The sequence below is a fragment of the Paenibacillus rhizosphaerae genome (assembly GCF_014192015.1).
GTDB classification, from domain to species: Bacteria; Bacillota; Bacilli; order Paenibacillales; family Paenibacillaceae; genus Paenibacillus_AQ; species Paenibacillus_AQ rhizosphaerae.
Window position 1 is genome coordinate 358,957 of sequence record NZ_JACHXJ010000002.1, and the last position, 25,833, is coordinate 384,789.

24 protein-coding genes and 1 other annotated feature (1 of these 25 only partly in view) are annotated in these 25,833 nt (G+C 54.0%); of the genes, 16 read left to right on the forward strand and 8 right to left on the reverse strand.

The annotated features are described in order from the left end of the window. Positions 1-9 precede the first annotated feature (9 nt). Positions 10-747, reverse strand: a complete 738-nt coding sequence (locus tag FHS19_RS10135; protein WP_183581763.1) for an MBL fold metallo-hydrolase — start codon at positions 745-747, stop codon at positions 10-12. Between the two features lie 132 nt (positions 748-879). Here FHS19_RS10135 and FHS19_RS10140 point away from each other — a divergent pair, with 132 nt between their 5' ends. The 3 genes from FHS19_RS10140 to FHS19_RS10150 all read left to right on the forward strand — a co-directional run bounded on the left by FHS19_RS10140 (position 880) and on the right by FHS19_RS10150 (position 2,230). Then, positions 880-1,071: a hypothetical protein gene (locus tag FHS19_RS10140; protein ID WP_145023670.1), complete on the forward strand. Its 192-nt coding sequence runs from the start codon at positions 880-882 to the stop codon at positions 1,069-1,071. A 195-nt stretch (positions 1,072-1,266) separates the two neighbouring features. Next, a complete protein-coding gene (locus FHS19_RS10145) occupies positions 1,267-1,818 on the forward strand; it encodes a copper amine oxidase (RefSeq protein WP_183581764.1) in 552 nt (183 codons plus the stop codon). A 94-nt stretch (positions 1,819-1,912) separates the two neighbouring features. Continuing rightward, the gene (locus FHS19_RS10150; protein WP_076169893.1) at positions 1,913-2,230 is read left to right on the forward strand and encodes a DUF1292 domain-containing protein; all 318 of its coding nucleotides are present in this window, start codon (positions 1,913-1,915) and stop codon (positions 2,228-2,230) included. A 103-nt stretch (positions 2,231-2,333) separates the two neighbouring features. Here the strand turns inward: FHS19_RS10150 and FHS19_RS10155 are convergent, their stop codons facing one another. Then, the gene (locus FHS19_RS10155; protein ID WP_183581765.1) at positions 2,334-3,809 is read right to left on the reverse strand and encodes an aminotransferase class I/II-fold pyridoxal phosphate-dependent enzyme; all 1,476 of its coding nucleotides are present in this window, start codon (positions 3,807-3,809) and stop codon (positions 2,334-2,336) included. A gap of 179 nt (positions 3,810-3,988) precedes the next feature. Here FHS19_RS10155 and FHS19_RS10160 point away from each other — a divergent pair, with 179 nt between their 5' ends. Then, positions 3,989-5,272, forward strand: a complete 1,284-nt coding sequence (locus FHS19_RS10160; RefSeq protein ID WP_376771850.1) for an MFS transporter — start codon at positions 3,989-3,991, stop codon at positions 5,270-5,272. Positions 5,273-5,357: 85 nt separating this feature from the next. On the opposite strand, the gene FHS19_RS10165 is transcribed toward FHS19_RS10160, so the two are convergent. After that, the gene (locus tag FHS19_RS10165; protein WP_183581766.1) at positions 5,358-5,984 is read right to left on the reverse strand and encodes a DUF1054 domain-containing protein; all 627 of its coding nucleotides are present in this window, start codon (positions 5,982-5,984) and stop codon (positions 5,358-5,360) included. Positions 5,985-6,293: 309 nt separating this feature from the next. Here FHS19_RS10165 and FHS19_RS10170 point away from each other — a divergent pair, with 309 nt between their 5' ends. Next, positions 6,294-6,890, forward strand: a complete 597-nt coding sequence (locus tag FHS19_RS10170; RefSeq protein WP_183581767.1) for a YkzI domain-containing protein — start codon at positions 6,294-6,296, stop codon at positions 6,888-6,890. Positions 6,891-7,071: 181 nt separating this feature from the next. Then, positions 7,072-8,484 carry an NADP-dependent phosphogluconate dehydrogenase gene (gene gnd, locus FHS19_RS10175; RefSeq protein WP_183581768.1) on the forward strand — a complete coding sequence of 471 codons (1,413 nt, stop codon included), beginning with the start codon at positions 7,072-7,074 and terminating at the stop codon, positions 8,482-8,484. Here the strand turns inward: gnd and FHS19_RS10180 are convergent. Further along, entirely contained in the window at positions 8,475-8,768 is a 294-nt protein-coding gene (locus FHS19_RS10180; RefSeq protein ID WP_246426535.1) for a hypothetical protein, read from the reverse strand. The genes gnd and FHS19_RS10180 overlap by 10 nt on opposite strands. Positions 8,769-8,988: 220 nt before the next feature. Between FHS19_RS10180 and FHS19_RS10185 the strand changes: the two genes are divergently transcribed. Further along, positions 8,989-9,504, forward strand: coding sequence for a shikimate kinase (locus FHS19_RS10185; protein WP_246426536.1), 516 nt, complete (start codon positions 8,989-8,991; stop codon positions 9,502-9,504). Positions 9,505-9,696: 192 nt separating this feature from the next. Here FHS19_RS10185 and FHS19_RS10190 read toward each other — a convergent pair whose 3' ends face one another. Beyond that, positions 9,697-10,002 carry a rhodanese-like domain-containing protein gene (locus FHS19_RS10190; RefSeq protein ID WP_183581770.1) on the reverse strand — a complete coding sequence of 102 codons (306 nt, stop codon included), beginning with the start codon at positions 10,000-10,002 and terminating at the stop codon, positions 9,697-9,699. Between the two features lie 130 nt (positions 10,003-10,132). On the opposite strand from FHS19_RS10190, the gene aroA reads away from it, so the two are divergent. The 4 genes from aroA (at position 10,133) to ptsP (ending at position 15,724) form a co-directional block, all read left to right on the forward strand. Next, positions 10,133-11,425, forward strand: a complete 1,293-nt coding sequence (gene aroA / locus FHS19_RS10195) for a 3-phosphoshikimate 1-carboxyvinyltransferase (protein ID WP_183581771.1) — start codon at positions 10,133-10,135, stop codon at positions 11,423-11,425. Positions 11,426-11,490: 65 nt separating this feature from the next. Then, positions 11,491-11,934: a CoA-binding protein gene (locus tag FHS19_RS10200; protein ID WP_183581772.1), complete on the forward strand. Its 444-nt coding sequence runs from the start codon at positions 11,491-11,493 to the stop codon at positions 11,932-11,934. 128 nt (positions 11,935-12,062) lie between these two features. Next, positions 12,063-13,949 carry a glucose PTS transporter subunit IIA gene (locus FHS19_RS10205; RefSeq protein ID WP_183581773.1) on the forward strand — a complete coding sequence of 629 codons (1,887 nt, stop codon included), beginning with the start codon at positions 12,063-12,065 and terminating at the stop codon, positions 13,947-13,949. Beyond that, positions 13,946-15,724, forward strand: coding sequence for a phosphoenolpyruvate--protein phosphotransferase (gene ptsP, locus FHS19_RS10210; protein ID WP_183581774.1), 1,779 nt, complete (start codon positions 13,946-13,948; stop codon positions 15,722-15,724). The genes FHS19_RS10205 and ptsP overlap by 4 nt, the downstream gene beginning before the upstream one ends. A 91-nt stretch (positions 15,725-15,815) precedes the next feature. Here ptsP and FHS19_RS10215 read toward each other — a convergent pair whose 3' ends face one another. Next, complete coding sequence (locus FHS19_RS10215) at positions 15,816-16,340, reverse strand: type 1 glutamine amidotransferase domain-containing protein (RefSeq protein WP_183581775.1); 525 nt, start codon at positions 16,338-16,340, stop codon at positions 15,816-15,818. Between the two features lie 353 nt (positions 16,341-16,693). On the opposite strand from FHS19_RS10215, the gene FHS19_RS10220 reads away from it, so the two are divergent. The 4 genes from FHS19_RS10220 to FHS19_RS10235 all read left to right on the forward strand — a co-directional run bounded on the left by FHS19_RS10220 (position 16,694) and on the right by FHS19_RS10235 (position 19,468). After that, positions 16,694-16,999 (forward strand): hypothetical protein, encoded by a 306-nt coding sequence (locus tag FHS19_RS10220; RefSeq protein WP_183581776.1) that lies wholly within the window; start codon positions 16,694-16,696, stop codon positions 16,997-16,999. Positions 17,000-17,111: 112 nt separating this feature from the next. After that, entirely contained in the window at positions 17,112-17,459 is a 348-nt protein-coding gene (gene ytxJ, locus FHS19_RS10225; RefSeq protein WP_076169905.1) for a bacillithiol system redox-active protein YtxJ, read from the forward strand. Between the two features lie 90 nt (positions 17,460-17,549). Next, positions 17,550-18,563, forward strand: coding sequence for a catabolite control protein A (gene ccpA, locus FHS19_RS10230; RefSeq protein ID WP_076169906.1), 1,014 nt, complete (start codon positions 17,550-17,552; stop codon positions 18,561-18,563). Positions 18,564-18,769: 206 nt separating this feature from the next. Beyond that, positions 18,770-19,468 carry a 5'-methylthioadenosine/adenosylhomocysteine nucleosidase gene (locus FHS19_RS10235; RefSeq protein WP_183581777.1) on the forward strand — a complete coding sequence of 233 codons (699 nt, stop codon included), beginning with the start codon at positions 18,770-18,772 and terminating at the stop codon, positions 19,466-19,468. 174 nt (positions 19,469-19,642) lie between these two features. On the opposite strand, the gene FHS19_RS10240 is transcribed toward FHS19_RS10235, so the two are convergent. Continuing rightward, positions 19,643-20,275 (reverse strand): GNAT family N-acetyltransferase, encoded by a 633-nt coding sequence (locus FHS19_RS10240; RefSeq protein ID WP_183581778.1) that lies wholly within the window; start codon positions 20,273-20,275, stop codon positions 19,643-19,645. A gap of 283 nt (positions 20,276-20,558) precedes the next feature. Here FHS19_RS10240 and acsA point away from each other — a divergent pair, with 283 nt between their 5' ends. Further along, a complete protein-coding gene (gene acsA / locus FHS19_RS10245; protein ID WP_183581779.1) occupies positions 20,559-22,283 on the forward strand; it encodes an acetate--CoA ligase in 1,725 nt (574 codons plus the stop codon). A 201-nt stretch (positions 22,284-22,484) separates the two neighbouring features. Here acsA and FHS19_RS10250 read toward each other — a convergent pair whose 3' ends face one another. Then, positions 22,485-25,601 (reverse strand): transglycosylase domain-containing protein, encoded by a 3,117-nt coding sequence (locus FHS19_RS10250; protein WP_183581780.1) that lies wholly within the window; start codon positions 25,599-25,601, stop codon positions 22,485-22,487. A 148-nt stretch (positions 25,602-25,749) separates the two neighbouring features. After that, positions 25,750-25,833: a binding site (T-box leader), on the forward strand (it continues 180 nt past the right edge of the window).

Here is a 25,833-nt window from a genome sequence, read left to right on the forward strand (position 1 = left end):
CCTGCAAGGTTATAGCGTATATACATGCCCTTGTTCAAGGAAGGTCATCTCTCCGGTTTTACCTACATACTCGTCTTTGTTATCCGCGTAGTGCATCAAGCGGGTCATGCGCCGGACAGGCTCCGGCAGCGATAGCAGCTCGCTCAGCGTCGTATGCACCTCGCCCGGTCCTTCCAGCTGGCATTCATGCAGGATCGTATCACAGCCGCGTTCCCGTACGAGCTTATCCAGCAGCCCAGGGTCGAAAGTCATGTCTGCGCTGTAGAAAATCCGGCCGTTAATATAGAGCGAGAAGCTGTCTTTGCCCGGAATGTGGCGGTTCGGTATGAGCTCCAGCTCGATTTGCTCCGACAGGCGGCTGGGAACCCCCGGCTGAAGCGTATGTACGTCGAAGGCGTCCTCAAGGCAGGTGATTTCGCCGGGTTGGGACAGACCGCCTTTCAGCGTGTGCTCCCACAGTACATCACGCAATGATTCCGCGATATAAAGCTTCATTTTGCGATGGTACGCATATTTCATTTGGAAGGCAAGCTCCTCAAGACCGCCGACATGATCGCCATGAATATGGGTGATCAGCACGGCATCCAAGTCGTTAAACGTTTTGCCCAGTTGGTGAAGGGCGAGGGGTGCCGTAATTCCGCAGTCGATCAGCAAAGTGAACGACCCGTCCCCGAGCAGGGCATTATTGTTGAAATACTTTTTGGCAAAGGCGCTGCCTGTCCCCAGCATTTGAAGCTGCAAGCTCATCGGTTGATCCTCCTGTGAATGAGCGGCATGCCGAGCACGCCGTTCGTATTTTTTTCTTTCATTATACACCACAGTTCCCAATTTCCATCGACCCCCATAATATGCTGTAAACGCGCGAAATGGGGTTTTGTCATGGCGAAGGGAAAAAGCAAAAAACCGGCACAATCCAAAGGAGAAAAGGTCATCCGCGGCATGCGACTCGTGACCTCCGACGTATGCGAGGCCTGTAAAACGCCCTGTGCCCGGGGTATGGCGTACGCGGCACGGATGCGAGTTCCGGGTGCGGTCGGCAAAGGGGTGCCCTGCATTTTAACCAAGAAATAAGGACCTGATTTAGGAACTGCATCCAGATTTGGAGCCAAAGTCCCACGAAGTGGGGCTTTTTTTGTACTCCTGGAGCAAAACTCCTTCGCTTTTGAGAAAAAATGTGAGTTTTGTCCGCTCGGACAGCGCAACTTGCGTTTGTACTTTTCGTATATACATACAACATCACGATGGAAATGGAGGGAAATGAAAAAGATGAATTGGAAGAAAGTTATGGTATGCGTATTCGCCTTTTCCCTGATGGGAGGTTCTGTGTTTGCGGATTCGATCACCCAGAAGGTCAGAGTGTGGATGAACGGCAAGGAATTCCAGGACGGCGGTTATATCATTGATGGCAAAACCTATGTACCGATCCGGGAGTTTGACGGGGTTGTAAAGTTTAATTCAGATACGAACAAGGTTGAATTCATTAAGCCTAACGTACATATATTTCTGTTTAATGGAGATACCGTCTTCGGCAATGTCAATAAAGGGAAGCTCAAGTTTAACGTATTTTGCCAGGTGGACAGCCTATCGGACGATGTGGCGAGCGTAAAAGTGGCTATTACGGATCCTTCGGGGAAGGTCAAGGATATCCAGTCTCAGGACGTGAGCGGCAGCCAGAAGGATAATTTCTGGTTCCGGACCTACGATTTTACGTATGATTTCAGCAGTGCGGGCAAATATAAAGTAGGGTTCTACATTAAAGCCACCAAGACCAGCGATTATGTCCTCGTATCGCAAAAAGTGATCACGGCGCTGAACTGACAACCCTCCAGGAGGATAAATTGACCAGATCATGCGGACGTGATACGATACGGTGGTATGATCCATTCCAACCATAAGTGAGGTTTTTGTAAAAATGAGCGATCACAAGCATGAACACGGCGAAGCCTGCAATCATGATCATGACCATGATCACGAGCATGAGGAATTTGTTCTGACGCTGACAGATGAGAACGGCAAAGACGTGGAAATGGTTCTTGTCGAAACATTTGATGTGGGCGAGAACGTCTATGCACTGCTGCTGGAACGTGAAAATCCTGAAGCGGACGGCATCATCCTTCGTGTCGAGGAAGAAGACGAGGAAATGATGCTTTACAATATTGAAGACGAAGAAGAATGGAACAAGGTGGAAGCCGCTTATAATGAGCTGGTTGCCCAGTTGGACCAGGAGTAATCCTTTTCGCCAAAAGCTCTACAGCAAGAAACCCCCGAACCGCAGCGAAAGCGGGATCGGGGGTTTCTTTTTTTTGGTGCAGGCTGCAAAGCAGCCGCGCGTATTAAAAAATCGGATCGGTTTCCACAATGACCTTAACGTTTTGGATATACCGGTCTTCGGGTCCCTTTACCGGCAGCCCGACGTCCACATGGTCGACGATGTAGTCGATATTGTCCTGGGAGATGACCTCGCCCGGCAGAAGGATCGGGATGCCCGGCGGATACACATAAATGAACTCGGCGATGATGCGTCCGGCCGATTCCTTGAACGGAATGACTTCCGTATCCCCGTAGAAGGCATCCCTTGGAATGAGGGACAGCTGCGGAATTTCCGGAATTTTAACAACCAGCTCGTTGGCCGTGTTTACATTATAGTAGGTCTGTGCCAGCTCGCGGAGCGCATTCACCAGGATGGAGATGGTCTCCTCATTGTCGCCTGGCGTGATCAGGCACAGGATGTTGTACATGTCGCTGAGCTCGACTTCGATATTATACTTTTCGCGAAGCCAGTTTTCGGTCTCGTAACCGGTGATGCCCAGGTGGCGGACATGGATGGTCAGCTTGGTCGGATCAAAATCGTAAGTCGCTTCCCCGCCGAGAATTTCCTTGCCGAAGCAGTAGAGACCTTCAATTTCATTGATTTGCTTGCGGGCGGACTGCGCCATGTCGATGGCACTTTGGGCCATGGCATATCCGTTCAGCGCCAAGTTCCGTCTGGAGGTGTCCAGCGAGGCGAGCAAAATGTAGGAAGTCGACGTCGTGGTCAGCATACTGATAATCGTTTGCACGCGCTGCGGATTGACATAGCCGTTCTTCGTGTTCAGATTCAGCACGGAGCTCTGCGTCATGGAGCCGCCCAGCTTATGCACGCTCGTCGCGGCCATATCCGCTCCGGCATCCATGGCCGACATCGGCAGCTCCGGATGGAAATGGGTCAGCACGCCGTGGGCTTCGTCCACGAGAACGGGCACATGCCGGCTGTGAGCGAGATCCACGATCTCCTTCAGATTGGCCGAGACTCCAAAGTATGTCGGATTAATGACGAGAACGGCCTTGGTGTCCGGATGACGGTCCAGGGCGCGCTGCACGGAACGGACGGTAATGCCGTGGTCGATCCCCAAATTCTCGTCTCGGGCCGGCGAAACAAAGACGGGCTTGGCGCCGGAGAAAATAATTGCGGACATAATCGACTTATGAACGTTCCGGGGAACGATGATTTTGTCGCCTGGAGAGCACATCGTCAAAATCATGGTCATGATCGCGCCGCTGGTTCCCTGTACGCTGAAATATGTGTAATCGGCGCCGAAGGCGTCAGCAGCCAAAATCTGGGCTTCCTCGATGACGCCGGTCGGCTGGTGAAGGTCGTCCAGCGGGGCAATATTGATCAGATCTATAGAGAGGGCGTTATCGCCGATAAATTCTCTGAATTCGGTATCGGTCCCCATTCCCTTCTTGTGGCCGGGAATATGGAACTGAACGGGATTTTTTGCCGCGTGCTGTTTGAGTGCTGTAAATAAAGGGGTACGGCTATGGTCCATGTATGCTGTCACAACCTTTCATCTGTTAAAATTACAAAGCTCAGTATAGCAAATCGGGGGGCGAATGCAAGCGGCTTTTTGACCCTGTGAAAATCTCGTCCCCATATGGGGTACACTATTAGTATAGACCATACTGCCGGGAGGATTCGCTCCATAAAAATAGGGAAGTGGTGAAACGCGTGTCGCAAATGACGGAAGCAGCGGCAGCCCGCCGGCTGATTTCGCCTTTTTTCATCGGGCTGCTGACGATTCTATTCCTCGTGGAATTTATGAAAGGGTCGCTTCTGGTGGCCATCTTGCCGGTTTATATGAAAAACTCGCTCGGTCTCAGCGCCCACACGATCGGTCTCGCTTTTTCGCTTCAATATATTGGAGACAACCTGTTCCGCAGCCCGGCAGGCTGGATCGCCGAGCGGCTGGGGTACCGCAGAACGCTGACGGGGGCGCTGGTGCTGACCATCGTCGCAGTTGGCATGATCGCCTTCTTATCCGGCGCAGGCTGGCTGGCGCTTGCCTGTTTTATTCTTGGTATGGGTACTTCGCCGCTGTGGCCCTGCGCCATGACCGGGACGACAGCCATTTCGGGCCCGAGAGGCAGCAGCGGACAAATGATCGGCATGCTCGAGATCGCCTCGCTGGGCGGAACGGGCACAGGACCGATCATCATGAACTTTTTGATGGACCGTACGAATAAAAACTATCAGACGCTATTTTTTATCCTTATCGGCTGCTGCATCATCGTCGTTCTGGTTGCATTGCTCCTCCCGGGAAGGGGAAAGGCAAACGGGCAGGGGGCGGAAGGAAGGACGGAAGCCGTGAGGGGTATCCTTCCCCAGCTGCTCGGGAAGGTGAATCATCTTTTTGCCAGCATCCGTAAAACGCTGTACGAAATCAGGCACAACCTGAAGGTCAGCTGGCTGGTATTTCCGGCGCTGTTTCTCCAATCCTTCGTCATCGGGCTGCTCAGCCCGGTGATCACGCTGTACGTTCAAAATGAGCTCCACCTGTCTCCGAATATGTACAGCCTGCTGCTGATCGTTGGCGGGGGCATTACGGTGCTGGCGATCATTCCATGCGGGAAGCTGATCGACCGGTTCGGAACCACTCCCTTCTTGAATGCCGGATTTCTGCTGGCGGCCGTTTCCCTCAGCATGTTCTCGGCGGTGCGCTCGCTGCCGGTTGTGTTCGCTATCGTAGGCGTGGTCGGCATCAGCTATGCCATGATCCTGCCCGCCTGGAATACCTTCGTGTCGACGCATGTGCCGAAAGGCGAGCGGGGAGCGGTTTGGGGGTTCTTCCTCACCCTCCAAGGCTCGGGCATGGTGGTCGGGCCGCTCGTTTCGGGTCAGCTCTGGGACCGCCTTGGGCATTCGGTGCCTTTTGTCGCCAGCAGCATCGTCATGGCGCTGCTGTTTGTGATCCACCTCGTTTTGTCGCGCAAGAAGCGGACGGAAGCGCCATAACAAACAAAAAAAGGATAGAGCGCCAGCGCGCTTAGCGTACCGGCTGCTTTATCCTTTTATATTGTCTGCATCGAAGGCGCGGCGGTTAGAACGCCATTTTATACAGCGGCAGCAGCTGTTCAAAGGTGGAATGAATGACGGACACCAGCTTGTTCCCGTCTTCCAGCACGGGGTCCCCTTTTTCGATCCGGAGTCCGCACAGCACCTCGGATTTCTTGACGTTCTTCAGCTTGTCCGCGATTTTGGCGAAGTCTGCGGCCGTCATTTCAGACTGCGGTGTAAAGCCGGGGTCCATATGGTCCATCGACCAATAGAACGTTTTTGGGAGCTTTTTGACAGCCGAGCTTCCTTTCTTGCCTTCCAGATGCTCTGCGAAAACCGACTTGTTCGTGCTCTCGTAAATGATCGCAAAGATGATGAACAGATGCGTGCCGAACATACCCACCTGAAAATGGGGGAGGGCTTTGTATCCGCGTTTGTTCGCCGCCCAAGCCACCCAGGTGTCGTTCGGCGGGTTCACCGTCCGGCGGGCATGCTTGGCCACGTGAACGAACATTTCCTCTCCGCAGAGCGCGGACAGGAATGGAGCGATTTCGCTGCCTAATATTTCAAGTTTGGGGCGAACCCGCTCGATAAGCACTTCCATCCGGGGTTCCAGACCCTCCACATCAAACACTTCAAAATCTTGCGCGTTAAATCCTGCAAACGGCATTCTTGCTGCCTCCTCTATCCAAATGCGTGTTGAATTTTTGTCCCATTATACCACAATCCGCGGCGGATCTTTAAATGGCGGGGCTGCCGGCCGGTGCTTTTCCGTTTGATGCTGCGTCCGGCCGGGTAAAAATAGTCAATAAACCAAGTTACCGTTACATAGGATAAAGTATAAAATATAGCAAAGCTGTTTAGCCATCAGCTTGATAACGAAGCTGAAGAATCACCGGCCGATTCCGGGCCCGCCGGTCTTACGAAGCGGGAGAAGGAAAAAAGCAAAAGGCGGTCCAATTTTGAAGGAGGGAGTGCCGTGAACAAGAGCTATGAAGTGGAATACTGCAATTTGGAGCTTCGGTTTAACCGGCGGCATATTCAGGACCTGATCAAGGATTTGATTCAAGACGGCTATTCGTTGTACTGGAGCGAAAACGAAACCCTGTTCATCATCTCCGTCCGAACGGGGCGCAAACTCGTCAAGCTGCGGTTTAACCGGACGAAAAACGGTTATAAGATGGTTGGAGATTACACGATCCGGGACGCCAAGCTGGCGGAATGGATGGAGAAGCTGATCGAGGATACCCGAGGTCACGCGATCGTCAAGCGGTTCAAGGACCGCCAGATTCTGATCGAGAGCATTCTGTTCGGCGAGGTGATCCGGCTTGTCGAAATTTCAGGCTATCAGCAAAAAGTATTGTATCAGAAGGGTCCTTATATGACGGAGCAGGAGATTTCCAAAATGTATTTCTCCAAGGAAGGCGACCTGCGACTGCAGCTCCTCAGGCTTGAGCTGGATGACGAGCTGGAGCGCCTGTACGAGGCCATGCAGGCCGGAGATGCCGAAAAAGCGGAGAAGAGCAAGGAGAAGCTCGCCGCCCTGTCCAAGGATTTAATGATGCTTGAATGGTAACTTACCTTTTGTGCGAAAATAGAATGGAAGATCGTTCATAAACACCTCGGATGCGCTGCGGGGTGTTTTATCACGGGCAGCTGCGTGCCGAACCCGGACTTCACTTTCACGCGTAAACACGTTAAAATAGGCTTGTTCTAAAATTTTCATCAAAAAATCGCAAAGAATGGAGAAAAAACATATGTCGAAACAACAAATTGGTGTCATCGGCCTTGCTGTCATGGGCAAAAATCTGGCACTCAACATTGAGAGCAGAGGCTTCACCGTTTCCGTGTTTAACCGCTCTCCAGAAAAAACGCATGATCTTTTGAAGGAAGCCGAAGGAAAAAATCTGACGGGGACTTTCTCGATTGAGGAATTTGTGAACTCGCTGGAAACACCGCGAAAAATTTTAATTATGGTACAAGCCGGCAAGGCGACCGACGCCACGATCGAGCAGCTGCTGCCTCATCTAGACGAAGGGGACATCATCATCGACGGAGGTAACGCGTACTTCCCGGATACACAGCGCCGCAGCGCGGAGCTGGAAGCAAAAGGACTGCGCTTTATCGGGACAGGCGTATCCGGCGGGGAAGAAGGAGCTCTGAAGGGACCTTCCATTATGCCGGGGGGACAGAAGAGCGCCTACGAACTGGTAGAACCGATTCTGACGGCGATTTCCGCCAAAGTGAACGGGGAGCCTTGCTGTACATATATCGGACCGGACGGTGCCGGTCATTACGTCAAAATGGTGCACAACGGCATCGAATACGGCGACATGCAGCTGATCTGCGAAGCTTACCAGCTTCTGAAGGACACGCTGGATTTGAGCGCCGAAGAACTGCATGAAATTTTCTCCGACTGGAACAAAGGTGAGCTCGACAGCTACCTGATCGAAATTACGGCTGATATTTTCGCGCAAAAGGATCCGGAGACGGGCAAACCGATGGTGGACGTTATTTTGGACGCAGCGGGCCAAAAGGGAACGGGCAAGTGGACAAGCCAAAGCTCCCTGGATTTGGGCGTGCCGCTGTCCATGATCACGGAATCCGTGTTCTCCCGCTTCCTCTCGGCCATGAAGGAAGAACGCGTAGAAGCGAGCAAACTCCTGAACGGCCCGAAAAAGGCCCCGTTCCAAGGGGACAAAGCCGAGTTTATCGAGAACGTCCGCAAGGCGCTGTTTGCAAGTAAAATCGTATCCTACGCCCAAGGCTTCGCGCAGCTGCGCGTCGCTTCTGATGAATACGGCTGGGATCTGCAGTACGGCAACCTGGCAAAAATCTGGCGCGGCGGCTGCATTATCCGCTCCCGGTTCCTTCAGAATATCACCGACGCCTACGAGAAAGATCCGGGCCTGAAAAACCTGCTTCTGGATCCGTTCTTCAAGGACATCATCGAGAACTACCAGGAAGCATGGCGTACGACGGTAGCCACGGCCGTGGCCCAAGGCGTTCCGGTTCCCGGCTTTGCCAGCGCCCTGGCATATTTCGACAGCTACCGCACGGAGCGGCTGCCGGCGAACCTGCTTCAGGCGCAGCGCGATTACTTCGGGGCCCACACGTTCAAGCGCGTGGACAAGGAAGGCGTCTTCCATCACAACTGGATTCAGGAGTAATCGTTACTTGGGGGTGCCGCTTCGATTTCTCCGCTCTGAATAAGACCGTGCATAGCCTCCAGCAGGCAGACGCGGATCCTTTCATCGTCGAGCCCCTGTGCGGATGACCGGCTGAGCAGGAGGACGGCGGCCTCTCCGAAGTATTGAAAATTGCGCATTAGACGTGGCTTGGGAAGCTCCAGCAGGGCTGGATCTTTCTGGGCCACTTTTTTTTGGACGTAATGAAGCACCCAGAGCAGATCGTCCCGGCACAAAATGTGTTTGGGATCGAAGATTTGCTCCATTCGTTTGGGGCCTCCTAGTAATGGGTTATGGGAATCATGCATGGCTCCTCTCAACCACTCCTCATATTCTACTGGTTATCAAGTTGATCTATGTATATGATAGAGTTCCTGCAAATAGACTTGTGGGCGAAGGACGGCATTGTCGAAAGTTTTTGGCCTGTGTTATGATATGTAGCAAGTAACGGCATGGGCAGCAGCAAGTGCAAAAAGGGGTGTTCTATTGAACCGGACTAAACAAAATATTATCTTGATCGGTATGATGGGCACGGGCAAGTCAACCGTCGGCGATCTGCTGGCTATGGAACTCGGATACCGGCTGATCGATCTGGATGCCGCCGTCGTGGAAAAGGCCGGCATGACGATCCCGGAGATCTTCGAGCGGCATGGCGAGAAGCACTTCCGCGAGCTCGAGAACGAGACGCTGCGGCAGGTGCTCGCCTCCGGAGAAAGAGTGATCGTCGCGACGGGAGGCGGCGCGGTGCTGCGCCCGGACAACTGCGAGCTGATGCTGCAGGGCGGTCTGGTCGTGGCGCTCACGGCGGATGCGGAGCATATTATCGCCAGGGTTCAGGGGGACCGGAACCGGCCGCTGCTTGCAGGCAATGCGGAGGAGCGGGTGAGAACGCTGCTTGAGGAGCGGAAAGACGCGTATCGCTTTGCCCACTGCACGGTTGACACATCGGCCCTTGCGGCGGAAGAAGTCATGCGTGCAATTTTAGCGCATTACCGCGTCTAAGCTTATCTCTGCGAAAAGAAACAGCAGCCTGACCGGGGTCAAGCTGCTGCTTCCATAGCTTATGTTGCGGCCCGGTCAAGAACCGGACGGGCATCGAAGCCATAACTCCACTTTGTGGGGATTATGATTTCTGGGCCCCCCGCAAAGTACCTGAATAGGCATCGAAGCGAAAGCTTCACTTTGTGGGGATTATTATTCTTCTTCCTCGTTCCATTGAAGCATGCCGCCGACCATATTGACGCAGTCGATGCCGTGCTGCGACAGGTACTGGCAGGCGCGCATGCTGCGGCCGCCGCTGCGGCAGATCATAATGACTTCGCCGTCTTGCGGGATTTCGTCCAGACGGGCGGGAATTTCACCCAGCGGGATATGCTTGGCGCCGCTGATCATGCCCTGGGCCACTTCATCGTCCTCACGGACGTCGATCATCTGCAGGAACTCGCCCGCAAGCAGGCGGCGTCTCACCTCAGACGGCTCTATTTCACGAATCGTTGACAATGTTAAAACCTCTTTTCGACTGTAATCATACTGTTCATCACCTATGATAACCAAGCAGTAAATCGGCTGTCAATCCGGACAGACCCGCGGGAAGAGCCATACTACCGACTAGTTGCAAAGGAGATTACTCATGGACATGATCGTACATCCGACTCCCCGGCTGAGCGGGGAAATCGGTGCTCTCTCATCCAAAAACTATACGACCCGCTACCTGCTGGTGGCGGCACTGGCCGAAGGGACAAGCACGGTATACTTCCCGGCTCACAGCGAGGACAGCGACGCGATGCGCCGCTGTATCCAGGACCTCGGCGCTACGCTCGTCGAAGACGACGAGAAGGCCGTCATTACCGGCTTCGGCAGACATCCGCGCGATGTGAAGGAACTGAACGTCGGCAATGCCGGCGCCGTGCTGCGCTTCCTGATGGGGACCGCCGCCCTCTGCCGGGACGTGACGTTCGTCAACACGTATCCGGACTCGCTGGGCAAGCGCCCGCATGACGACCTGATCACCGCGCTTACGCAAATCGGCGTGCAGGTCGAGCACAACAACGGGCGCCTGCCGATCACGATTCGCGGCGGGCAGGCGAAAGGCGGCCGAATTACGGTATCGGGTGAAGTCAGCTCGCAGTACTTGAGCTCTCTGCTGTTCCTGACACCGCTGCTGGCGGAGGACAGCGAGATTGAGGTGACTGGCGACTTGAAATCGAAAGTAGTCATCGGTCAGACGCTGGAGGTGCTGGAGCAGGCGGGGATCGTCATTCACGCCAGCGACGACTACACACATTTCCGCGTTCCAGGCAACCAGTCCTATCAGGCGAAAACCTATACCGTGCAGGGTGACTATCCCGGATCGGCGGCGGTGCTGGCCGCGGCGGCGGTCACGGAATCGGACGTGCTGATCAAGCGCCTGCCTGTGCATAGTAAGCAGGGCGAGCGCGCCGTTGTCGATGTGCTTCAGATGATGCAGACTCCCCTGACACATGAGAACGACGAAGTCCATGTCCGCGGCAACGGGAAGCTCAAAGCCGTCGAGTTCGACGGGGACGCGGCCACGGATGCCGTGCTGGCCATGGTGGCGGCCGCCGTGTTTGCCGAAGGCACCTCCCGTTTCTATAACGTGGAAAATTTGCGCTACAAGGAATGCGACCGCATCACCGATTACCTGGCCGAATTGCGCAAAGCCGGTGCCAACGTAGAGGAGCGCCAGGCGGAGATCATCGTGCACGGGCGGCCGGAAGGGGTCGAGGGAGGCGTTGAAATCAACGCCCATTACGACCACCGGGTCATCATGGCGCTGACTATCGTCGGCCTGCGCTCCAAGCAGCCGCTGCGGATCAGGGACGCGTACCACGTCGCCAAATCGTACCCGCAATTTTTCGACCATATGAAGGCGCTTGGCGCCCAGGTGGAATGGGTAAAGTAACGCATAAGCCATAAGTACAGGTAAATCCGATCTTGAAGGAAAAAAGAGCAAAGGCGGGATGAACAATGTCATTTGAAAATCCGACCCGGGAAGAAATCAAGGAAATTTTGGAGCTGGCCGGCAACATTGCGGTCGTCGGCCTGTCCGACAAGCCGGACCGCACTTCTTACATGATTGCGGAAGCGATGCAGCAGCGCGGATACCGGATCATTCCCGTGAACCCGACCGTTCAGGGAACCATCCTTGGCGAAACCGTTTACGCCTCGCTGAAAGATATTCCCGAACCCGTCGATATTGTCGATGTGTTCCGGCGCAGCGAATACTGCGCGGACGTGGCCAGGGAAGCTGCCGACATCGGCGCGCGGGTACTGTGGCTGCAGCTCGGCGTCGTCAGCGATGAAGCCGCCAGCATCGGCGAAGAGAACGGCATGCGGGTCATTATGGACCGCTGTATCAAGGTGGAGGACTCCGTCACCCGGCCGAACCGTCCCGGCCAAAAGAACGGATAATACAGTCATCGGATAGAGTTCAAGACAGGGCCGTGCAGAGAATCTGCAGGTCCTTTTTTCTTTTTGACAAAAAGTTGAACAACGCGTACCATTTTAAATATGTGTGTGTTGAGAGGAGAGTGCATGTCTTGAACTGGCTTGGATCGCTGCAGCAGCTCGGCAGAGCAGTGATGCTGCCTACGATGGTTCTGCCGTCGGCCGCCATACTGCTGTGTGTCGGCAGTCTGCCATGGGCAGCCTGGGGGCTGCCGGGCGTCGCAGAGGTGTGCACTTGGGCAGGACAGGGTATTTTTTATTTCCTCCCGTATCTGTTTGCGGTAGGAGTGGCCTGGGGACTGGCGAACCAGGCGGGACCGGCTGGCCTTGGGGCTCTGGCCGGGATGTTTATCTATGATCAAATTACGAGGCATCTGGGTAATGGGGGCATTCAGCCTTCCACGCTGATCGGCATCATTTTCGGCATGATCGCAGGCTCTGCCTATAACCGGTATAAACATATCAAGCTGCCTGAGATTGTCCAGTTTTTTGGCGGCTCGCGCTTCGTGCTTTTGTTTATGGGGCTGTTCTCCGCCCTGTTTTCGTGGGTGATGGTCTTTATCGCCCCGCTGCTGCAGAAGGCGCTGAACGAGCTGACCATGCTCATGGCGCATATGGGCGGCTTCGGGCTTTTTTTATACGGCATTTTGTACCGGATCCTGACCGCGTTCGGCCTTCACCATCTGCTCAACAATATTTTCTGGTTCCAGCTGGGAACCTACAAAACCCCGTCGGGCAGCATTGTGCAGGGGGATTTGCCGCGTTATTTTGCAGGGGATCCGACCGCGGGCACGTTCATGGCCGGTCTGTTCCCGATTATGATGTTCGCACTGCCTGGCATCGCCTTGGCGATCATCCAGGAAGCGCGGGAAGACCTGAAGCCGAAGGTCAAGAAGACGTTTTTGACGGCGGCCTTGGTCTGCTTTTTAACCGGGGTGTCCGAACAGATCGAGTTTGCCTTTTTGTTCGCAGCGCCTTATTTATTCATCCTGCATTCGATCCTGTCGGGGATCGCGATGTGGATCACGTACGCGCTCGATATTCATCACGGGTTTTCCTATTCGGCAGGCGCGATCGATTACCTGCTGAACTTCCATCTGTCGCATAACGCGCTTCTCCTTATTCCGATCGGCCTCGGATACGGCCTCGTGTACTATTTTCTGTTCCGCTGGGCCATTCGGCGGTTTCAAATTCCGACGCCGGGCCGCGAGGAAGGCTCCACGCTGGAGGACTGGGCAGGCAACATCCCTTATCAGGCGCCGCTCATTCTGGAAGCGCTCGGGGGGAAGGACAACATCGTTCAGGTGGAATCCTGCATCACCCGGCTCCGGCTGACGGTCAAGAACGACCGTATGATCGACAGCAATGCGCTCAAGCTGCTCGGCTCCGCGGGGCTGATCAAGCTCGGCGGCGGCAACGTGCAGGTTGTATTCGGGACCTATTCGGAGCTGATCCGCGAGGAAGTGAACAAGCTGCTGCACCGGGATTTGCCGCAGGTGCTGTTCAGTGCGCCGGTCCAAGGGAAAATGATCCCGATCGAAGAAGTGCCCGATCATATTTTCGCCGCCAAGCTGGTGGGAGACGGAGTGGCGTTCATGCCGGAGAAAGGGGAACTCGTGTCTCCGGTATACGGGACGATCATGCACCTGTACCCGACGATGCATGCGATCGGGATCTCGACGCCGGAAGGGCTTGAGGTGCTGCTTCACATCGGCATCGATACGTCCCAGCTCAAGGGCGGGCATTTCACCGCGGTCGTTCAGGAGGGAGACGCGGTGGAGCCCGGCCAGCTGCTGGTTAAATTTGATATCAACTATATCCGAAGTCATGCTTCATCGCTTGCCACGCCGATGGTGATCACCAATCCGGACCGCGTTAAGTCATGGAGCTTCGCTCCGTTCAAAGCCGTCAAGAAGGGGCAGACGTCGGTTATGTCCGTAGTATTACACGACAGAAATGTTGGAGGTTTGGAATCATGATACAAGGCATCGGTGCATCTGCCGGGGTAGCGATTGGAAAAGCATTTGTACTGCCGAACTGGGAATGGGACCTGCCCGAGACCGGGATCGACGCAGTAGATCTGGCCAACGAATTTGAACGGCTGTATGAGGGGATACGCACCTCCAAAAATGAGATCGAGTTTATTAAAAACGAATTCAGGGATATGGTGGGGGAAGAGGAATCGAGCATTTTTGACGCCCATTTGGCTATTCTGGACGATCCGGTGTTCATGAATGAAATCCAGGGCGTCATCGAGCGCCAGTATAAAGCGGCCGAGGTCGCGGTAAAAGAGGCGATCGATCATTTCGTCACGATGTTCGACCTGCTGGATGACGAATACATGAAAGAGCGGGCGATGGACATTAAGGATGTCGGCAACCGCCTGCTCAAGCATCTGCTTGGCGCGCCGGAGATTACGCTGCCTGCGGACACCCAGCCGTATATTCTCGTGGCCAAGGAGCTGTCCCCGTCCCAGCTGGCGCATTTGAATCCTTCCCACGTCCTCGGCATCGTGACGATGGTCGGCGGGAAGACGTCCCATTCGGCCATTATGGCACGGGCCCTCGGTATCCCGCTCGTCGCGGGGCTGGAGAACAAGCTGAAGGATCCGATCCAGACCGGAGATTTGCTGGTCATCGACGGGGACACCGGGGCACTGTATCTTAATCCGGACGAACCGCTCGTGGAAGAATATGTGCGGATCCGGGAGCGTCAGCTGGCGAAGAAGGAGCAGCTGGAGCTATTGGCTGCCGTCGAAGCGATCACGAAGGACGGCTGCGAACTCCACCTGGCCGCGAACATCAGCTCGGCCAAAGAAGTGGAATCGGCCTTGAAATACGGTGCCAATGGCGTAGGGCTGTTCCGCACGGAATTTTTGTATATGGACCGCAGCACGTTTCCGAGCGAGGAGGAACAGTTTGAGGTGTACCGCCAGGTAGCCCAGCAAGTAGGTGAGCTTGGGGCGGTGATCCGCACGCTAGACATCGGCGGTGACAAGCAACTGGATTATTTTGCGCTGCCGGATGAGGATAACCCGGTTCTGGGCTACCGGGCGATCCGGATCAGCCTTGACCGCCAGGAGCTTTTTCAGACGCAGCTGACCGCCATTCTTCGGGCGAGCGCGTTCGGCAGGGTGAAAATTATGTACCCGATGATTTCATCAGTCGACGAAATCAGACAAGCCCATGAAGTGCTGCATCGGGCCATGGCCGATCTGGACGCAAGGGGCATCGCTTACGACAAGGACATTCCGGTCGGGATCATGATCGAGATTCCCGCCGCGGTCATCATTGCCGATCTGCTCGCGGAAGAATGCGACTTCTTCAGCATCGGCACCAACGATCTCGTGCAGTACGTGCTGGCCGTAGACCGGATGAACGAGCAGATCGCGCATATGTATCATCCTTTCCATCCGGCGATCCTGCGGATGCTGCGCACGACGGTGGAAGCGGCGCACCGGGCGGGCATCCCTGTCAGCGTATGCGGCGAGATGGCCGGCGATGAACGCTCGGTTCCGATCTGGCTGGAGCTGGGCGTGGACCATCTGAGCATGTCGATCCAGTCGCTGCTGAAGCTGAAGCATCGGATACTAAACACGACGGCTTCCGATGCGAAGCGGACGGCGCAGACATGCTACCAGCTGAAGAGCAGCGTCGAAATCGAACGCCTGCTGACCGAATTTGCCGAACCTGCCTGCGCCAATAACGAGAGCGTGCATCAGCCTCGGGGCGAAAAGGGCAGCAACGCTTCCTGAGCGTCTGCGCTGCCATAGCTGCATAAATCCAAGAAAAGAGCCTGCCGATCCACCTACGTGGACGGTCAGGCTCTTTTTATTGCCCCGCTACTTATCGCCCCGCAAGCGCATCGCAGAAGGCTTTGCCGTAAGGCGGAAGATCCGGCGGACGGCGGGCGGAAACGATATGTCCGTCTGTGACGACCGCCTCGTCCTTCCAGATCGCGCCGGCGTTCTCCATGTCGTCCCGGATACCTGGTGTAGAAGTCACCGTAACGCCCTGCAAGATTTTAGCCGAGATCAGCACCCAGCCTGCGTGGCAAATTTGCCCGATCGGCTTGCGGTCTTCGTGCATTTCCCGCACCAGCTGCAATACCTTCCCGTAGCGGCGCAGCTTGTCCGGCGCCCATCCCCCGGGCACCAAAATGCCGTCGTAATCCCGGCTGTCCACCTCTTCAAACGAATAGTCCGATACGGCAGGAACGCCATATTTACCGATGTAGGTATGTCCCTTCTTGTCCCCGACCAGGTGCACCTCGGCGCCTTCCTCCCTCACCCGGTACACGGGATACCATAGCTCCAAGTCTTCAAACTGATCATCGACGAGCGCGATGACTTTTTTGCCGGTTAATCTCATGTTCAGCATGCTCCCTTCTGAGTAAATGTCCCTATGTTTCCAGTGTAACAAAAATGAATAGAACAATCATGCTTTACAAGAAAGGGATGGGCCGTTTGGTAAATAAAACAGGTGGGGGAGAGAGGAAGGAATCAAGCGCGGGAGGGGCGAATACGAAGGGGAACGACTATTTTTACAATGACTATATAAAGATGTAAAAAGATATATGGGGTGGAAATATGGGATCAAAATGTAAATGTGGGGAAGTCCTGAGACTTGACCTTCGCACGGTGATGTATACCCGTAATGTAATCATACGGCATGTTCCGGTGCTTGCTTGTGACGATTGTTCGAACTATGAGCTGCTGCCTTGCATGAGACCGGTGCTGAAGAAATGCGTCGAGATGCTCGGAGAGCGTCCTTCCCGTCGGAGCTTTTCTTTGGCTGACCACCATGAGCTGGCGGGGATGGTTCGCGAGGTGTTCCTGCGTCCCGACAGCCTGTCCCGCGAAGATTTGGAGCTGCAGATCGAAACCGAGGTGAGGGATCGCATCAACCTGCTTCTGGACTTATACAGCTTTGCCGAACAGACACAGGACCACGAGTGGGTCGAAAATATCCGGGAGCGGCTGGCGCAACTGTCGGCGATGCTGCCTGAATTGAACCAATTTTACGCCTGATTTACGTTTTGCTGCATTTTTTCGGGTTTTTCGCTGGGTATGTTGGATTTTTCACGAGCTTTTTGATACGATAGATTCAGGATTTGAATCGAAAAAAGGGGATGTATATCAAATGGCGACAATGACTAAACTGACTACTAGCGATCAGCTGCAATCCGCATTGGAAGCCTCCACAGATAAGCCTCTGCTGCTGTTTAAGCACAGTACACGCTGCCCGATCAGCGCCGGTGCGTATCGGGAAATGATGTCTTACTTGGAAGATCAGCCGAATGAAGCCGTACAGTATGGTCTGATCCATGTTGTTGAAGACCGTCCGGTATCGATGGAAGCGGCGGATCGTCTTGGGGTGCAGCATGAATCGCCTCAGGTTATTCTGGTTCAAAATCAGGCGCCCATCTGGCATACGTCTCATTCTCATATTACTTCTGAAGTGATTAAGGAGCATTTGCAACAGCTGTAAGTGTAATCATTGCACAATGCAAAATTTTGTCGTATCATTGAGTTTAATGGGTTGACGAATGAAAATTTATTTGCAATGGAGAGAAGGAATTTGACGGTAACCATTTACGATGTGGCGCGTGAAGCAGGCGTATCGATGGCCACGGTATCGCGGGTTGTCAACAACAATCCGAACGTGAAGCCTCAGACCCGGAAGAAAGTATATGAAGCAATTGAACGTTTAGGATATCGTCCGAACGCAGTGGCAAGAGGACTTGCCAGCAAGAAAACGACAACCGTGGGTGTCGTGATTCCGGACATATCCAACTCCATTTTTGCGGAGATCGCCCGGGGTATCGAAGATATCGCCAATATGTACCACTACAATATCATTTTGTGTAACGCTGACAAGAGAAAAGACAAGGAAATACGTGTTATCAACACGCTGCTTGAGAAGCAGGTAGACGGGCTTCTCTTCATGGGCGGAACCGTAACGGACGAGCATATTCAGGCCTTCCAGACTTCGGCTGTGCCGATCGTGCTCTGTGCGACCCGCGATGAGAACGGCATCTACCCTTCCGTGGATATCGACCACGAGGCGGCTGCCTTTGACGCGGTGAATACCCTGATTCGTCACGGTCACCGGGACATCGCCATGATCAGCGGAACGCTCCAGGACCCGGCGAACGGCTACGCCCGTTTCCAAGGCTACAAGAGAGCGCTGGAAGCTGCCGGTATTGAGTACCAGGAAGACTTGGTTCGCATCGGCAACTACCGGTATGAGTCCGGTGTGGAAGCGATGAAGTATTTCCTCGGGCTGAAGAAGAAGCCGACGGCGATCTTTGCGGCCACCGACGAAATGGCGATCGGCGCCATTCACAGCATCCAAGACGAAGGTCTGAAGGTTCCCGATGACTTCTCGATCATCAGTGTGGATAACATCCGCATGGCCTCAATGGTTCGTCCGCAGCTGACGACTGTGGCCCAGCCGATGTACGACTTGGGTGCGGTAGCCATGCGTCTTTTGACCAAGCTGATGAAGAAAGAAAATGTGGACAACCCTCGGGTCATTCTTCCTCACGAAACGATTTTGCGGCTCTCCGTAAGTCATGTGAACGAGGAATAAACAAACATATCTAAATATGAAAAAGGTTGAATATTCGTGAAAAAAGCTCCTTTCGGGAGCTTTTTTTGGGATGTGCTGCTCCGAACTGTTGGGGTGCAGACATGCGGCAGTTGTTTTCATAGCAACAAGGCCTTATCGTCTGAAATCATATATTTGCAAAAGCCAGCATCATCGAGAACTGACAGCTTGAAAGGATTGGAGATGACATGCCAGAAATGATAGGAATCATTGGAGCCATGGATGAGGAAGTGGAACTGCTTCTTGCAGGAATGGAAGGGGCGGAGACGGTCACGAAAGCGGGCGTCAAATATGCTCGGGGTACATACAGAGGCAAGCCGGTTATCGTTTGCAAATCCGGAGTTGGCAAAGTCAATGCGGCGGTGACGACGCAAATTTTGATCGACCAGTTTGGCGTCGGCAAAGTGCTGTTTACCGGCGTGGCCGGGGCCGTTCATCCGGATCTGAACATCGGCGATATCGTCATTTCATCGGACTGCGTGCAGCATGATATGGATGTCAGCCCGCTCGGGTACGCAAGGGGCGTGATTCCTTACCAGGAAGTATCGGAGTTCAAGGCGGATGCAAGTCTCATCGCTTTGGCGCAGGAAGCCTGCCAGGCTCTTGGTGAGATCAATTGCAAGGTGGGACGGGTTCTCTCGGGAGATCAGTTTATCGCAAACGTCGATCAGGTGTCCTGGTTTTATGAGCATATGGAAGGGGCATGCGTCGAAATGGAAGGCTCTGCCGTAGCCCAGGTGTGCTATATGAACGGCGTGCCGTTTGTTGTGATCCGGTCGATGTCCGACAAGGCCGACGGTTCGGCTCATGCCAATTTTGCCGAATTTACGGTAACGTCGTCCCGCCGCTCACATGCGATTCTGGATTACATGGTACAGCGCTTGTAGTCAGCGGTTGGGACCGCATCGGAACAATAGGAAACCAACTTAAAAATCCCCGGTCCCTTGAAGAGAGGATGGAACGGCGCCTTAAGTGGCTCGATTCGTCCCTCTTCCGGGAGAACGGGGATTTTTTTCGGCTTGTCCGGCAAAGGAAGGCTATTGCCAGAACAATGTATATTTTCAATACATAAATCGCTGCTGGAAACGGATCCGGTCAAACTGTTCCTTGGAGGACAGCGGAACGTCCCGGCCGATGCGGACCATGAGGCAGTTGGCCGGATGGGAACAGATCTCCGGATCGTCGGTGGCGTACCATACCATGTCCACGACTTTCATCAGCCGCTCCATCATTTTGCGATAGTCCCATACGCTGAGGCCGCTGGATTTGAGGTCCCAATGCCAATAATACTCGGTCGTAAAGACAATGTAGGGCTCCATTTGGCCGCCTTCAAAGGCGGTAGTAATCATTTTCTGACCGAGTCCCAGGGAACGGTAGCTGTTGGCCACCTCAATCGCTCCCAGCTCGATCAGATCGGCCATATGGCCCTGCGACCAGCGTTCCTGTTCGTCCGGGTAATGGAAGGTGACATAGCCGACGATCACGTTTTCTTCCCGGGTAATGATGATCCTCCCTTCCGCAAGGCCGGCGATTTCGATCAACGCCTTGTGCTGCTCGGCCGGCCTGCGGAAAGCGTCAAGATCCGGATGCATCGTAAGCTCCGCGAGCCTTCCCGGCGGTACGGGACCTTCGACAATCAGGCAGCGGTCCTCGCGGGACAGCGGATGGACATGATACAGTTTGAGGTGTTCCATCTGGACGCTCCTTTCTGCTTCTTACCTACTTATAGCAAAAAAACAAATAAATGAAAAGGGAATGGCAGGGGCATACATCCTGTGCTATAATATCTCTGACATAAATTAGTCACTTTTTTTGCTGTTTCCGTAAGTGCTTAACCTGTATGCTATACCCTTTCAGCAATCATTCAAAACTCTCGTAAAATAAGTCATGGTGTGTATGGTGTCAATCTATTGGCATGAACTCATACAAGATTGTAAGCGCTGCCCTAGCATGGGAGAACAGAGGGAGGATGAAAGTATGGATCAAATTCACAATGAAATCTTGCCGAGCGTGGTTTCATCATCCAATATGGGCGATTATGAACAGGCTCGTTCCGAGTTTCAATGGGAAGATGTGGAGAAACACTTCACCTGGTATGACACAGGCAAGGTAAATATGGCTTACGAGGCAATTGACCGCCATGTGGCGGAAGGACGCGGATCGAAGACGGCGCTCCTGTACAGCGATGCTTCCCGTGACGAGTCTTATACCTTTGCAGAGATGAAGGAGCAATCCGACAAATTCGGCAACGTGCTGCGCAAATACGGTATCGGTAAGGGAGACCGGGTGTTTATTTTTATGCCGCGGAGTCCGGAGCTTTATTTCTCCCTCATGGGTATTTTGAAAGTGGGAGCCGTCGTTGGACCGCTCTTTGAAGCGTTTATGGAGACGGCCGTCAAGGATCGTCTGGAAGACAGCGGGGCTGTCGCCCTGATTACGACGCCGCAGCTGCTTGGGCGCGTCAAGAAGGATGAGCTTCCCGATTTGAAACATATTTTCGTCGTCGGCGACAACGTGCAAACGGACGACAGCATTATTGATTATAAGCAGGAAATGAACGAAGCGTTTGCGGACCTGCAGATCGAATGGCTGGACCGCAGCGACGGATTGATTATTCATTATACTTCCGGTTCCACCGGCAAGCCGAAGGGCGTATACCACGTTCAGAATGCGATGATTCAGCATTACTATACGGGCCGGATCGTCCTTGATCTTCGGGAAGACGATACCTACTGGTGTACGGCTGACCCGGGCTGGGTAACGGGGACATCGTACGGCATTTTTGCCCCATGGCTGAACGGGGTAACCAATGTCATCCGCGGCGGACGCTTCAGCCCGCAGGATTGGTACGGCACAATTAACAAATACAATGTTACGGTGTGGTACAGTGCACCTACCGCCTTCCGGATGCTGATGGGGGCCGGGGCCGATGTGATCTCCCAGTTTGACCTCAGCAGCCTCCGTCACGTTCTGTCCGTGGGCGAGCCGCTGAACCCTGAAGTCGTCCGTTGGGGCGAGAAGGTATATGGTCAGCGCATTCACGATACATGGTGGATGACCGAAACGGGCGGGCAGCTGATCTGTAACTATCCTTCCATGGCGATCAAGCCTGGCTCCATGGGACGTCCGCTTCCAGGGATCGAAGCCGCCATCCTGGACGATAACGGCAAGGAAGTGGCGCCGTATACGATGGGCAATCTGGCCATCAAGGCCCCTTGGCCGTCGATGATGAACCAGATTTGGAAAAACCCGACCAAGTATCAGGAGTATTTCAGAATTCCCGGCTGGTATATTTCCGGGGACTCGGCATACATGGACGAAGAAGGTTACTTCTGGTTCCAGGGCCGGATCGATGATGTCATCAACTCGTCAGGCGAGCGGATCGGACCGTTCGAAGTCGAGAGCAAGCTTGTCGAACACCCGGCGGTTGCAGAAGCCGGCGTCATCGGCAAGCCGGATGCGACAAGAGGCGAGATCATCAAGGCGTTTATTTCGCTCCGCGAAGGTTACACCGAGTCGCAGGAGCTTAAGGACGAGATCTACCGCTTCGTTAAAGAGGGATTGTCCGCCCATGCCGCACCGCGCGAAATTGAGTTCAAGGATAAGCTGCCGAAGACGCGTTCCGGCAAAATTATGCGGCGCGTGCTGAAAGCATGGGAGTTAAACCTCCCGACAGGCGATTTGTCCACAATTGAAGACTAAGCGCAGAATTGATCGTTATCTTTGCTAACGGTAAGGGATAACACTCACTCAGAATAAAAGTACAGCCGGTTGTCTCGGGTTATACCCGAGACGACCGGCTGTTTTCATTTCACGATCTCCTCATGAGCTGTTCTAGAAAATAAGAGAGGCAATCCCGTCCCGGGACTGCCTCTCTTGATGTTTTAGCTGCCGCCAGGTCCATTACTTTTTCTCGAAGTAGGCACCCGGCGATTTTGGCGATTCGCCTGCGCTGTTTACCGCAGATACGAAGAAGTAACCTTTGATCGGAGTCGATGTGCTGTACGATAAGGCAGGTTCTGCGCTGGTGCCTAATTTGATATACGGCCCATTTGGATTCGCACTGTAGTAAACATCGTACTCCGTGACCATTTCCTGGGCTCCTGCGGCGTTCCACTGGAATTGGATTCCGGTCTCCGTAGCGGCCATCTGAAGCCCGCTAGGAGCGGCTGGAGCCGCCTGAGGCGCTTGTTCCGTTCCCGGTGTCTCCCCAGTTGTCACATTGCCGTCCGGATTGTCCTGCCCGCCGTTTGAACCTTGTTCCCCGGACGGATCGTCCGTGCCTCCGATAATATTGGTCAGTCCGCCGCCAAGGCCGACCGTCATGCTCGGAGCGGACTCCTTGCCAGCCACGTCCACGGCCGTAACATAGAAGCTGGATCCGCCGCTCGCAGCGCTGGTAAAGGATGACCCTTCTCCGACGAGGATACTGGCCTGTCTCCGGTAAGAGCCGCCATGATCCGAGCGGTACAGCCGGTAGCCGACGACATCGGATTGTCCGGTAGGACTGAAGGAGATGACGGCCTTGCTGCCGTTCCACGAGATCGAAGCGTTCGATGGGGCAGCCGGTGCGGTGCCGTCGTCTACACGCGGATCGATCTTGGTCGGCATGTCGCTGCTGGCATCCTGTGGGAGGTAGTAAGACAGCGCATTGTGGCCGCCTTTCATTTTGGCAAACGCGTTTTCGAGCTCTTTGATCAGCTCGGAAATCGGTTGTTCCCGTTTTACGACGACCTTCTCTTTCAACATGTCATCTGGCGTACCATCCTGCGGGATATAATTCACGCCATTGTAAGTAATGTACTTCTCTTTGGCGATGCCGTCATCGCTTTCCGTCGGAACATATTTGCTGTTGAAAATGTCGGTCACGAACCGGTCCGTAAGCGATGTCGGCAGTTTGCCGCTGTAGGCGGACACCGTCTTGGTTACGATGCCGTCCGGTTTATCAAACTTCGAAGTCTTGAACAGCTCCGGTTCTCTGTCGATCACCTCGTTCATAACGAGGGTCCAGATCGACTGAGCGCGCTTCTTTGCCGCCTTGGTGGTCAAGGTGTTTATTTGTTCCTTATAGCCTGCCCAGACGCCAAGCGTCACGTCAGGGGAATACCCCATAAACCAGACGTCGCCGTAATTCTGGGTCGTTCCCGTCTTGCCGACGATCGGCACGTTCTTAAAGTGCTTGTAATCTTTGCGGACAACATCGCCGGTTCCCTCGGTGATCACGGTCCGCAGCATGTCGGTCATCAGATAGGCGGTCTGCTTGGAAAAAGCCTGCACCGGTTTGGCCTCGTGCTGATACACGATATTGCCCTTCGAGTCGGTGATTTTCTCGATCATGTAAGCATCGTTAAACTGGCCGTTGTTGGCAATGGCGCTGTAGGCATTGGTCAGCTCTTCAACCGTCACACCGTGAACGAGACCGCCTAACACGCCGGTCTTAGCGCTATAGTCAGCCGGTTCCAGGGTCGTGATCCCGAGCTTCTTGGCAAAGCTCCAGGCGTTCTGGATTCCGACAATGTTATTGTACAGTTTAAGCGCGACCGTATTGACCGATTTGTTGAGGGCGGTGCGAGCCGTCATTAATCCCTTGTACCCCGTAGTTGAGTTTTTGGGAATATGGTACCCTTTCTGTCCGTCCGGCAAAATGATCGGCGAATCGTCAACCACGCTTGCCGGTTGAACAGCCCCAGATTCAATTGCCGGCAGATAAGCAGCGATCGGCTTCATCGTCGATCCCGGCTGGCGGATCATCTGGGTGGCATAGTTCATCTGTTCCTTGTTAAAATCACGGCCTTCGATCATGCCGAGAATGGCGCCGGTCTTGTTGTCGATCATCATGGCCGCCGTTTGCTCGGCTCCCTTGGTTTTGCTGTCAGGGGAGAAGTTGCTGTCATCCTCGGCGATTTTATGCATCGAATTGTACACTTTTTTATCAATCGTGGTATAGATTCGATACCCGCCCGTACTGAGCTGCTGCCGGGCCTCTTCAAGCAGGTCGCCGTCCTGCTTCGCATCGTCTCCAGGAACCTTGCCTTCCGCCTGCTCATTGAGCTGCATGATGATTTGGGCGCCTTGGCGCTCCGTTTCCATCATCAGATAAGGGAAGGTGGCGTAAGCCTTCTCCACATGGGGAGCCAGATGCTTACGGATGTCGAAAGCGAGCGCTTCCTTATACTGGGCTTCCGTAATTTTGCTCTCCTCAAGCATCCGCCGGAGCACCAGATGCTGCCGGTCGATGGCGCGCTTAAAGTTGGCTTCGTTAAACTCGCCTTTGCCGTTGAATGCCGAATATCGGGAAGGCAGCTGAGGAAGACCGGCCAAATAAGCCGCCTCGGCGACGTTTAATTTGCTGAGATCACTAATATTAAAAATGCCTTTGGCTGCGGCCTGGATACCGTACAGATTGTAGCCGCTGGATCCGTTTCCGAACGGAACCTTGTTTAAGTATGCCGTAATAATTTCTTCTTTGGTCATAAACCGCTCCAGCCGGAGGGCGAGCAAAATTTCCTTGAACTTCCGGTCTTCCGTTTTGTCCAGATTCAGGAATACGCGTCTGGCCAGCTGCTGGGTGAGCGTACTTCCTCCGGTCTGCACGGATTCATGCAGAAGCTTCTGCTTGACGGCACGGAGCGTGCCCTTGATGTCAACACCCTTATGTGTAAAAAAGTTATTGTCTTCAATCGATACGACGGCATCGATGACGATGGGCGGTATCTGTTTATACTCCACGGGGCGTCTGTCCTCATCGGTCCGAAGCTGCCCGATGGGGGTGCCGTCACGGAAGTAGGCGAATCCCGTAATGGAGTTCTCGCTCATCTTCTGGTCAATCAATGCCCTGGAACGGACCGGATCATCCTTCACGATGGAAGTGAGGTACCCGGCTGCCGTACCGCCGGCGAACAGCACTCCCATAACGATGACGACCAGCATCCACATCGCGGTAAGGCCGATAATGCGGCCATAGGACCGTTTTTTCGGAGCGGTCTGCTCTTCCGGCTTTTGTTTGTTATCTTCAACCATTCGTGGCTATCCTCCTTTTGACGGAACTATTATAGCATAAATTGCGTATTTTGAATGCAGAGATCGAATCGTGGCTGAATGGGTGGAAATCATTGACTTTTTTCGGGTATGTGGTATAAATAGGGTTAATCCAAAAAGCACATATCGTCAAAAGGCAAAGAAAGACTCCAGTAGAAGGGGCCTGCGCTGTTCAGAGAGCCGGTGGGTGGTGCAAACCGGCAGCCTCCCCCTT